This window comes from Moorena sp. SIO4E2, assembly GCF_010671945.1.
Classification (GTDB): Bacteria; Cyanobacteriota; Cyanobacteriia; order Cyanobacteriales; family Coleofasciculaceae; genus Moorena; species Moorena producens.
The window spans coordinates 1-9,992 of record NZ_JAAHIE010000264.1; the positions used below are offsets into that span (position 1 = coordinate 1).

General features: G+C 41.6%; 9 protein-coding genes. 3 read left to right on the plus strand and 6 right to left on the minus strand.

What is annotated here, in order from left to right; translation table 11 throughout:
- Nucleotides 1–218: 218 nt before the first annotated feature.
- From F6K37_RS23195 to tnpA, 3 genes are all read right to left on the minus strand, one after another.
- Nucleotides 219–1,535 (minus strand): D-arabinono-1,4-lactone oxidase, encoded by a 1,317-nt coding sequence (locus tag F6K37_RS23195; RefSeq protein WP_008184937.1) that lies wholly within the window; start codon nt 1,533–1,535, stop codon nt 219–221.
- A 64-nt stretch (nt 1,536–1,599) separates the two neighbouring features.
- Nucleotides 1,600–3,300: an Eco57I restriction-modification methylase domain-containing protein gene (locus F6K37_RS23200; RefSeq protein ID WP_008184939.1), complete on the minus strand. Its 1,701-nt coding sequence runs from the start codon at nt 3,298–3,300 to the stop codon at nt 1,600–1,602.
- Nucleotides 3,301–3,395: 95 nt separating this feature from the next.
- Nucleotides 3,396–3,818: an IS200/IS605 family transposase gene (gene tnpA, locus F6K37_RS23205; protein WP_353838380.1), complete on the minus strand. Its 423-nt coding sequence runs from the start codon at nt 3,816–3,818 to the stop codon at nt 3,396–3,398.
- 81 nt (nt 3,819–3,899) lie between these two features.
- Here tnpA and F6K37_RS23210 point away from each other — a divergent pair, with 81 nt between their 5' ends.
- Complete coding sequence (locus F6K37_RS23210; RefSeq protein WP_287252395.1) at nt 3,900–5,306, plus strand: RNA-guided endonuclease InsQ/TnpB family protein; 1,407 nt, start codon at nt 3,900–3,902, stop codon at nt 5,304–5,306.
- An 11-nt stretch (nt 5,307–5,317) separates the two neighbouring features.
- Here the strand turns inward: F6K37_RS23210 and F6K37_RS23215 are convergent, their stop codons facing one another.
- On the minus strand, nt 5,318–6,640 hold the full coding sequence (locus tag F6K37_RS23215; protein ID WP_287252397.1) for a tetratricopeptide repeat protein: 1,323 nt from the start codon (nt 6,638–6,640) through the stop codon (nt 5,318–5,320).
- Between the two features lie 234 nt (nt 6,641–6,874).
- Here F6K37_RS23215 and F6K37_RS23220 point away from each other — a divergent pair, with 234 nt between their 5' ends.
- Both F6K37_RS23220 and F6K37_RS23225 read left to right on the plus strand, forming a co-directional pair.
- A complete protein-coding gene (locus F6K37_RS23220; protein WP_008184943.1) occupies nt 6,875–7,624 on the plus strand; it encodes an SDR family oxidoreductase in 750 nt (249 codons plus the stop codon).
- A 17-nt stretch (nt 7,625–7,641) separates the two neighbouring features.
- On the plus strand, nt 7,642–7,800 hold the full coding sequence (locus F6K37_RS23225) for a hypothetical protein (RefSeq protein WP_154659810.1): 159 nt from the start codon (nt 7,642–7,644) through the stop codon (nt 7,798–7,800).
- Between the two features lie 40 nt (nt 7,801–7,840).
- Here F6K37_RS23225 and F6K37_RS23230 read toward each other — a convergent pair whose 3' ends face one another.
- Together F6K37_RS23230 and F6K37_RS23235 are read right to left on the minus strand one after the other, a co-directional pair.
- A complete protein-coding gene (locus F6K37_RS23230; RefSeq protein WP_287252400.1) occupies nt 7,841–9,100 on the minus strand; it encodes an AAA family ATPase in 1,260 nt (419 codons plus the stop codon).
- On the minus strand, nt 9,093–9,992 hold a 900-nt coding region (locus tag F6K37_RS23235; RefSeq protein ID WP_287252402.1), incomplete at its 5' end, for a tetratricopeptide repeat protein. The genes F6K37_RS23235 and F6K37_RS23230, both read right to left, overlap by 8 nt.

Below are 9,992 nucleotides of genomic sequence, written 5' to 3' on the forward strand. Positions count from 1 at the left end.
AGCCGTCAGCTTAAGATCAACCTCAAACGGGAGAATTTAATAGTTCGAGATTTTGTAAGCATATGCGCGTAGCCGATAAGCTGAAAGCTGACAGCTGAAAGCTGATAGCTGACGGCTGAATGCTTACATTTTTATTAAGGGTAATTATCCCGAAATGATATTAGAGAGTATGGAAGAAACCCCGGCTGTGAAACGAACTCCCAACCGATTTGAGCCAATCATACATCAAAAGGGAAGAGGCGGTCGAGGAAGGGGTTAGAAAAAAGTCGATCAGGATCAAATTCTTTCATAAGCAGAGCGAAGTCATCCCAACGTGGGTATTGTGAGCGAAGATATTCCCGATTGGAATAAAAGTGCTTGCCCCAGTTGGGACGGCCACCATACTCTAATAATATCTTTTCGGCTTCCCGGTGATAGTTTTCAATCACCTTAAAATCTGACCCTGATAAGTTAAGGCTAATATAAGCAGACTCTCTTTGATACAGTGGGCTTAACCAATGCTCTTCGGAACTAGCAAATCGAACTGATATTGGTAGGTTTATCCTAAATCCCTGTTTTTTTATCATCTCGTGAATTTGCTCCAGAGCTTTGATTGTAGCTGACCTTGGTATGGCATACTCCAACTCGGAATAGGTGAAATTAATATTCTCAAAGGCGAGGATCTTAAAGCTCTTATCCCAACGGTTTAATCCCCGTAGATTAGTAAAAAAAGCTACTCTAAAGATGATAGGAATTAGAGCAGGAAAATTTCTGGTAATCCAGTCACCGATTCCATTGCCGGATCTAGATATAGTTCTAGATAGGTCGTCTAGGAATTGTCTCCAGAATGGCATGGGAGTAACCGGCTCATCCATTTTATTAAACTTAAACCAATAGGAGCGTGAGGTGTGGGGAAATTCAAAGAATTGGAAATGATCGTTTTCTTTAACTAGTGTGTCTATTTCTTTTCTGAGCACGGAAGTTAACATCGGTTGTTGAACATCTCGCAAGAAGAATGTAGGTACACAACGAAGCGTTAATCTAGTAATAATACCAAGGGCACCCAAGTTGACACATACTCCATAAAATGTGGGATTATCTTGTTGGTAGCGGACAACTTCCCCGGATGCTTTCATTAGCTCCAGCTCGACCACTGCACTGGCCAGTGAGCCATTCTTGTCTCCTGTTCCATGGGTAGCCATTGCTATGGCACCAGAAATAGTCTGCTTTGTAATTGCTCCCAGGTTTTCCAAGGCCATGCCGTGTTGGTCTAGGTATTGATTCAAGCTGTTTAGTGTTATTCCTGGCTCGACAGTAACGGTGCCCCGTTCTCGGTCTAGCTCGATTACTCGGTTTAGTCGCTTCAAGGATACAAGAACACCATCGGTGCATGCAGCTTCTGACCATGAGTGTCCCGAACCAACAACCTTAACTTTCATCCTTTCGGTTCGAGCCATGGCAAGAACTTTCCTGAGATCTTCGTTAGAAGACGGCTCGACAATACTTTTGGGGTTGCAAGAAACATTACCCCTCCAATTTGACCAAGTAACTGACATATTAATTTATGAAAAATCTTGTAATGGTTTTTATATATTATAGCATAGGATACTCATTGCTTATTTAGATCTGGTTATCTCTAATCACAGCTCGCTCCTTTGGTGTCAATCCATAAATTTCAGACACTGCATAGTTTCCAAGGTTAAGATCTCCTGTGTTTGCTGCTTCTATTAGCATTCTTTGAAGATTCTCTGAAATACTTTGCCACTGAGGAAGTCTGATTCGCCGCAAGTATTGTGCTTGAAAGCGAAGATACCCTCCCCTGAGCTGAGTTGAGTAAATAGATACAAATAGTTTAGCTATACCTGATTTGAGAACTGTTTGAAGTGCCTTTAAGTCCCACTCTTGTGAAGTAATGAAATAAAGGTTATGATGGGGGTATAATTTTCCATCTTCATAGACAATATGTGCTTTGGATTTAATATCAGGAATTAGCAGTTTAGGGTAAGCGGTCAGGCTGGGATAAATTCTATCAATTGTTCTGTACCAATTCTTGGGATTTTTCTTGGCACAGTTCCGTTTCAAAATTGTATCGGAATGTTGGGCAAGGTAACTTGCCAGCTTGGGATAATTTTCAAGTTCAACTAAAGAACCATTGTCGTGAAATGGGTTGATAACACCAAGGCCACCCCACTTGATAATACCAGTTTTAATATCTTGTGTCTTGACTAAAGGCAATTTTCTATCGGGTTCAACCTCCAGTTTTTCAAAGGGCCCAATGTAAACTTTATCTGCTCCGGTCGCTACACCAATGCCTACCTTACAACCAACGTCTTCTAAACTAGGAAAGTCTTCTTCCAGGCGACGAACCACCATAAGTTCTTTAACAGAATCTAGAATCCATGGTTTTGAACCATTTGTGACACCCCTAAGCTCGATGATACCACTTTCCGGTGAAATAGAGTCAGCACAAAAATTTTGTGCTAGTTTCTTAAGTGTGTTGTATTCAACTAATGGTCGATGAGCAACTCGAACAACTTCGGATTTTTGGCACTTGATGACTGTAATGGCAGGATAAGCACTAACTTCAGTGCGAAACGCTTGAGTATCGACCATATCAATATAGTAAGCAAGATGATAATGATCAGAAACCATTGCTCGTAGTAGCTTACCGTATTTATTCTTTAGCCATTGATTGGCACAAATAAAACCTAAAACCCCTCCAGGTTCCAAACTACTTAGGGCACGTTCAATAAAAGGGACATATAAATCTGCTCGATCATATATAGTGTTATATCTGGCTCGATACTCGGCCAAGAGAATATCCGGAATCAGCTCTTGCCGAACATAAGGCGGATTGCCAACTGCATGAGTAAATGAACCTGGTAAATCTACAAGTAGGAAGTCACCTTCAATCAGCCAGGATGTTAGCAATTGATAGGCGTCATCTTGATTAATTCCATGGTGCTGGAGTAACCTTAAAAGTTTAATTCTGGTATTTTCAAAGCTTTGAGGATTGATCTCAACTGCACGAATAGAATTGTGGAGACTATCAACTAGTCTGACTTGATTAGAATCATGAGCACCATAAGCAGTTAACAGTCGCTCTACAATCGGAACAAGAAAGTCACCTTCACCAATCGAGGGTTCAAGTATCCGATAGTCTGGCAAAGGGCGATCTACGGTATAACCTGTCAGGTCAAGAATAAACTCTACAACCTCACGTCGGGTAAAAATTGCTCCTCGTTCCTCACTACTCTTTGCTGCAAAGCTTCCGACAGCAGAGGAAAAATCAAATAATCGCAAGCTTAGTTGCTGTTCCATTGTGACCGAACCATGACTTGTGGTATTTTAACGAATGGGGAGTTTGAGGGGTCGAAATTCCCCATTCCTCTTAAGGATGGGGATGGATAGACCCCTCAAATTCGTCCGCCTGATTGATTTTCGATATATTGCTTGACTTGATCTAAAGGTGCTCCGCCACAAGAAACTATACATTTAGAGTCATGCCATAATTTGGCTTTTTCTCCCCAGTAATGCTTGCTAATTTCTGCCTTGAACTCTTTTCTGAGAATTCTACTACTAGCTGATTTCAGAGATGCGATCAAATCAGACAAGTTATTGTCGGGATGAAAACTTACCATCAAGTGAACATGATCTGGTTCACCGTTAAATTCTTCTAATTTACATTTGTTTGGCTCCAGTACCCTCGTAAAAACTTGAGCCATGCGATCTAACATCATTTTTGTAAACACCTGGCGACGGTATTTTGTCACAAAGACAATATGCAGGTGAATTGAAAAAACTACGTGAGAACCTTTTCTCATGATAATCTCAGGCATTCCTTGTCAACTTCGTTGTTCGGTGTTATATTGATTCTAGAGCAACTATCGACTGACTGCACACAAGGAGGTGAGACTGAAGTGGTCACGCTAAGGCAGACATTTCGACTGTATCCAACCGCATCGCAAAAAAATAAGCTATTTTATGCCCGTTCGTTACATCAACTTTTGTATAATGCCTGTCTAGCTCACCGCCGCTATGAGTGGAAGGTTAATCGAAAAAGTGTTGGCTACCTTGATCAACAGAATATTTTGCCAGCATATAAAGATTGTTGGCCTGAGTACAAAGGTCTTTACAGTACCTCATTACAAGGGACGGTCAAACGGGTAGATTTAGCTTACAACAGCTTCTTAAAGGGATTAAGAAAGTTCCCAAGATTTAAGTCTATTAGGGATTACTCTGGTTGGACTTACCCCAGTACTTCTGGATGGAAGGTTAATAGCAATGGAAAACATGGGACTCTAGTGCTAAATGACTTAAAGATTCAGATTAGGATGCGAGGTAAAGCCAAACATTGGGGTAAGCCAACTACATTGACCGTTGTTTACAAGCCACGATTGAATCAATGGTTTGCGTCGATCACCGTAAAAGTGGATGTACCTGAACCCAAGTATGGGTCTGAATCAGACTTAAATTATGAGTCGGTTGTGGCTTATGACTTAGGAACACAGACAGCTATTACTACTTTTGATGGCTCCGAGTTCAACGAAATCAAAAATCAGCGTTTTACTCGTGCTTTAGAGCCATTACTAAAAACTGCTGGCAAAGATAAACGCAGGAAACGCGCTCCTAATCGTAAACAGCGAGTTAAGCCATCAAGTCGCTGGAAAAAAGCCAATAAACGGGAATCTCAAATCAAGCGTAAAATTGGCAATCAGCGAAAAGACTGGCAACACGTCTTGATGCAGTCGCTCATGGGGGAAACCCCCAAGACCGCGCTGCATCGCAAAGTTACATCAGATTTATCTAGTCGTTATGACATCGGTGTAACCGAAAAGCTAAATACGAAAGGAATGACCCGCAAAGCCAAGAAAGGGTCAAAGCGAAAAAATCAAAAAGTTGGGTTAAACAAATCCATTCTTGATGTTGGTTTTGGGTCTCTTAACAAGATGCTGTCCTACAAAATTGAACTAAAAGGTGGGATAGTACTTTATCTGCCTACTAAACAATTAAAGCCATCACAACGTTGCCCAAAGTGTGGAAAAATTCATAAACACTGGGCTAATCTCTCCAATCGTTACCACGTTTGTGATCAGTGCGGATTTCGGCTTTCACGGGATAAAACCAGCGCAATGGTGATGTACAACGCAGCACTAGGTAATCAGCCGGGGTACGGAAATGACCTCGATAAACGTGGATTTCCTAGCTCTACTTCAAAGACCAGTAAGCATACTGGATCGATGAAGCAACTAGGGAAGATGAAGCGTCAAAAATCACGCTCATCAGACGGGTCTGCTGAAACCCCGTCCCTCTACAGGGCGGGGTAGTTCATGGTATATCAGTTTCTTAGCTCAATCAGTAGTCTAGCAATATGACGTTGAATGTTTTCCCAATCTTCGGGAAAGTCGTCACGGGTAAAGATTTCTGAGGCATTTTCATAGCATGCGATCGCATTTTCCAGATTCTCTGTAGTCTCTCCTACTATTCTGTTGCTGTAAGCATTACCCAGGTTATATAGGGTCCTTGCCCACTCTTCGGGGAAGTCTCGTTTGGTATAAACCTCCAAAGCTAGTTGGTATTGGGCAATAGCAATTTCGAGATTATCAGCTTTATCTCCACGGATTCTGTCACTATAGGCGATGCCCAGGTTGTTGTGAGTACTTGCCCAATCTTCGGGGAAATCTGGTTTGGTGCGAACTTCTAATGCTCGTTGGTATACTTCTATGGCTTCTTCGAGATTATCAGCCCGATTGCCACGGATTCTTTCACAGTAGGCATTGCCCAGGTTATAGTGAGTCATTGCCCAATCTTCGGGCAAGTCTAGTTTAGTGCGAATTTCTAATGCTAGTTGGAATGCTTTAATAGCAATTTCGAGATTATCAGCCCGGTCTCCACGGATTCTTTCACAGTAAGCGATGCCCAGGTTGTTTTGAGTACTTGCCCAATCTTCCGGGAAGTCTGATTTGGTATAAACCTCCAAGGCTATTTGGTATGCATCTATGGCTTTTTCGAGATTATTAGCCCGATTGCCACGGATTCTGTCACAGTAGGCATTGCCCAGGTTGTTTTGAATAGCTGCCCAAATTTCCGAGTTACTGTGATTAGTAAAAACCGTTAGCATGGTTTGGTAACCGGTAATGGCGATTTCCCTATTATTGGCTTGATTACCCAGTGGAAAATCGCTGATTATGGTGCTGAATTCCCAGATAGTATTAGCTATTTCTGTTGCTGTTTCTGGTTCCGCTTCTGAGAGTTTAGCAGTTGCCCAGGTTTGCAGGATATTGATAAAATTATGATCGAGTTTGTCTAGGTTTGCTACCAGTAGTTGGTAGACTACTTCGCGGTCGCCTTTGCTGTTAGCGATTGCTAGCAATACTTCCTCTAAGAATTGCTGATAATCTTCCGATGAAGCCTTAGCTGAAGTAAGGGTTTCTGAAATTGCCAGACCCTTTAAAAGCTTACTCCTGATCCGCCGTAAAAAGTTAGCAGCATTTTGCTGACCCTTTGCTGTCAGATAGTCTGCTGATTGTGCCATTACCTGTAAGAATTCCGCATCCACTAACTCGCGGTTGCTATTAAGAAGTTGGACTTCTTTGCCCTTGGGACAAGTTAGGAGTTGGTGGAGCAAGTTGAGGTATGCTTGTTTTCTTTGTTTGTCCATTGTTTATTACCCCTGGGTCAGCTGTCAGCCTTCAGCTGTCTTGGTTGTGGGAGCATGTAACTTATGCAGAACATTTGTACTAAATCTTTAGCCCCCTCATTGGTTTAAGCTTGCTCTGATGGTACATAGTTGATCTGTTCTGCAACTTTGAGTTGCTTCCTTTGGTTGTTACTTATATAATAGTATTTTATAAATAGTATTTTAGACACGCTTATCCTGCCTGAGATATCAACAATGGAAGAACTAAAAAATAAAGTTGCATTAATTACTGGTGCTAGTTCTGGTATTGGTCGAGCAACGGCGATCGCCTTTGCCAAAGAAGGTGCAAAAGTTGTGGTTGCTGCCCGTCGAAGTAAAGAAGGAGAAGAAACGGTTGATTTAATCAAAAAAGTAGGTGGAGAAGGTATTTTTATCCAAACTGATGTCACTCAAGAAGAACAGGTTAAGAATTTAGTCGAAAAAACCGTTGAAATCTATGGTCATCTTGATTGTGCTTTTAATAATGCTGGTTTCGCTGTAGGAAATCCAATTACTGAAGAAACAGTAGAAAATTATGACCAAGTCTTTAATGTCAATGTTAAAGGGGTATTTTTATCTCTGAAATACGAACTATCCTATATGTTAAATCATGGAGGGGGAGCAATTGTTAATTGTGCTTCTATTCTAGGTTTGGTTGCTTTAGCACCAATATCTCTTTATACCGCTAGTAAACACGCAGTATTGGGCTTAACTAAAACAGCGGCTTTAGAGGTGGCACAGTCTAACATTCGTGTTAATGCCGTATGTCCCGGTGTAATTGACACAGACATGGCTCGTCCTTTCTTCCCTATTCCTTTCTATCAAGAGTTTATTAAAAAACATCCTATGGGTCGAGTAGGCAGAGAAGAAGAAGTTGCCAATGCTGTAGTTTTTCTGTGTTCAGATAAAGCATCTTTTATTACAGGAGAATTTTTAGCTGTAGATGGAGGTTTTCTCGCTCAATAGATGTAGGAGCTGTAAGCATGCAGCGGTCAGCGGTCAGCGGTCAGCGGTCAGCGGTCAGCTCAGAGGGCTCCCCCAAAGGTGGTGCGTACGGGGCGGATTATCCCGATCCGGGCGTTGAGGCCAAAAATCAGAGGCTTTCCGCCCCTAACGCACCCTACGTAACTACTCATTTCTAAATTCTAAATTCTAAATTCTAAATTCTAAATTCTAAATTCTTCATTCTTCTTCATCTGACTGCTCTGAAGGAGGCAAAAGTAAAGGATTTCCTTGATATTCCGCTGCTTTATCCGTAGGTAAACGACGCACTAAGTCAAATTGGATTAATTTATCTAAAATCGGTAAAATTTGACTAAACTCTTGAACTTTCATACGCTTGAGTTCATCCATGGTTATGTTTTCATCGGATAGCACCCCTTTTTCTAAAACTAACTCAAGCACATAATAATCTTCAGCACTCAATTTTGCATGAATGCGCAGTTGTTGACTGACATCTTCTAAACCTTGCTGAAAGACGTCTGGTGTAATCTTGTCTGCTTTCAGTTCCGCTGCTTTCAGTAATACATAACTACCAATGCGATTAAACCAACGGGGTATCCCCTCGGAACGTTCACACAAATTGTTAGCAGTTTCTAGAGTGAAGGGATAAACGCTATCAGGATTAATTGGGTCTTTACTAGTTTCTCTAATCCGGGCGCTAGCAAGATAGTTAATTAACATTTGATAAGTAGTGGGTTGGTCTAAGGCTTTAATCTCTAAGGCTAAATCAAATAATCCTCGTTCACCGATCAAAAGCTCCTGAGTCAACCCGGAAGGATGACCAGTCAAAATAAACCAAGCATCACCTTTGAGCATGCCTTGAGCATTGTGCAATAGTTGACGCACTCGGTCTGGGTCTTGTTTATCTAAATCATCGATAGCAATCACCACACGACTATACTTTTCCAGCGCCCTTTCCAATAAGTCTTGAAAGGTGAGGGTGGGAAACTTCGGAGCATTAACCGGTTTGGATTCCGCTTCAATGCTTCCCCCAAACCCGGCAAATTTTCCCTCTAACTTGGTCTTGGTTTTGCGAGTCGATTCACTCATCAATCCCATGTTGTTTAACAGTTGTTGCGCCCACTCATCCTCTGGCATATGTCGAGCTAGGGCAATCAAAGCAGCGGTTGCTAAATCAGTTTCAAAGGGGAGACTGATATAGGTAGCGAGAGTATCTTCGGTGTTCCGCTGTAAAACTCCCAATACTTCTAAAATAAATGCTGTTTTACCAATCCCAACGGGACCATAGACTAATATCCGCTTCCGTTCACGACCCTGCAATAAGTTAAATATCTTGCTTAACTCCTGGGTGCGACCTGTGAAAACTTTATCTAGGTTTGACTGCAAGCTGGAAGCACTTTCAGAAAAAGGAATTTCTTCAAGATTCCAGTTAGCAAAATTTTGTTTTGTTTTCTTCCAAAGTTTATCGGATTCACTCATGGCTATGGCTTGGGTTTAATTTTTTTAACTTGTTTATATTTGATTTTGCTAATAGTTGGAATATTTCTTGAATATTATCAATTTTTTGGTTATCCTTAAGTGTATGATAAATCTCACAAGCCTGGGTTAATTCTTCTCGGGCATCGTCGATAAATCCAAGGGAAATCATTAGTCTGCCTAATCCCGTTTTGCAGGCAGCTATTCCTTCTTGATTTTTGATATACTCGTAGATGCGCAGAGCGTCCCGGTAATGGATGCGGGCTTTGTCTAGGTTCATGATTAAATGATGGGTGCGGGCAATGTGGTATATTGCATCTGCACGGGCTTCTAGGTTTTCGGTTTGGCGATAGATAGCGAGACTTTGCTCTAAACGGGATAATCCATCATACCAGCTTCCTTGCTGAACCAGCAGTTTACCAATATTACGTTGGACGTCTGCCCAATATTCGGGAAACGCTTCACGGGTGTAGATTTCTGAAGCATTTTGATAGGATGCGATCGCATTTTCTATATTGTCTGCACTATTTCCTAGTATTCGCTTACTGTAGGCATTACCCAGGTTATAGTGAGCGTTTGCCCACTTTTCGGGGAAGTCTTGTTTGGTATAAATGGACAATGCTAGTTGGAATGCTTCTAGAGCACGTTCAAGATTATCAGTTTTATCTCCTCTGATTCTTTGACTGTAGGCAATGCCCAGGTTATTTTGAGTGTTTGCCCAATCTTGGGGAAAGTCTTGTTTAGTACGAACGGATAAAGCTAGTTGGTATGCTTCTAGGGCTTTTTCTAAATTATAAGCTTTGTGTCCATTGATTGTGTCAATGTAGGCATTGCCCAGGTTATATTGAGTGCTTGCCCAATCTTGGGGAAAGTCTTGTTTATACCAAACAAGACA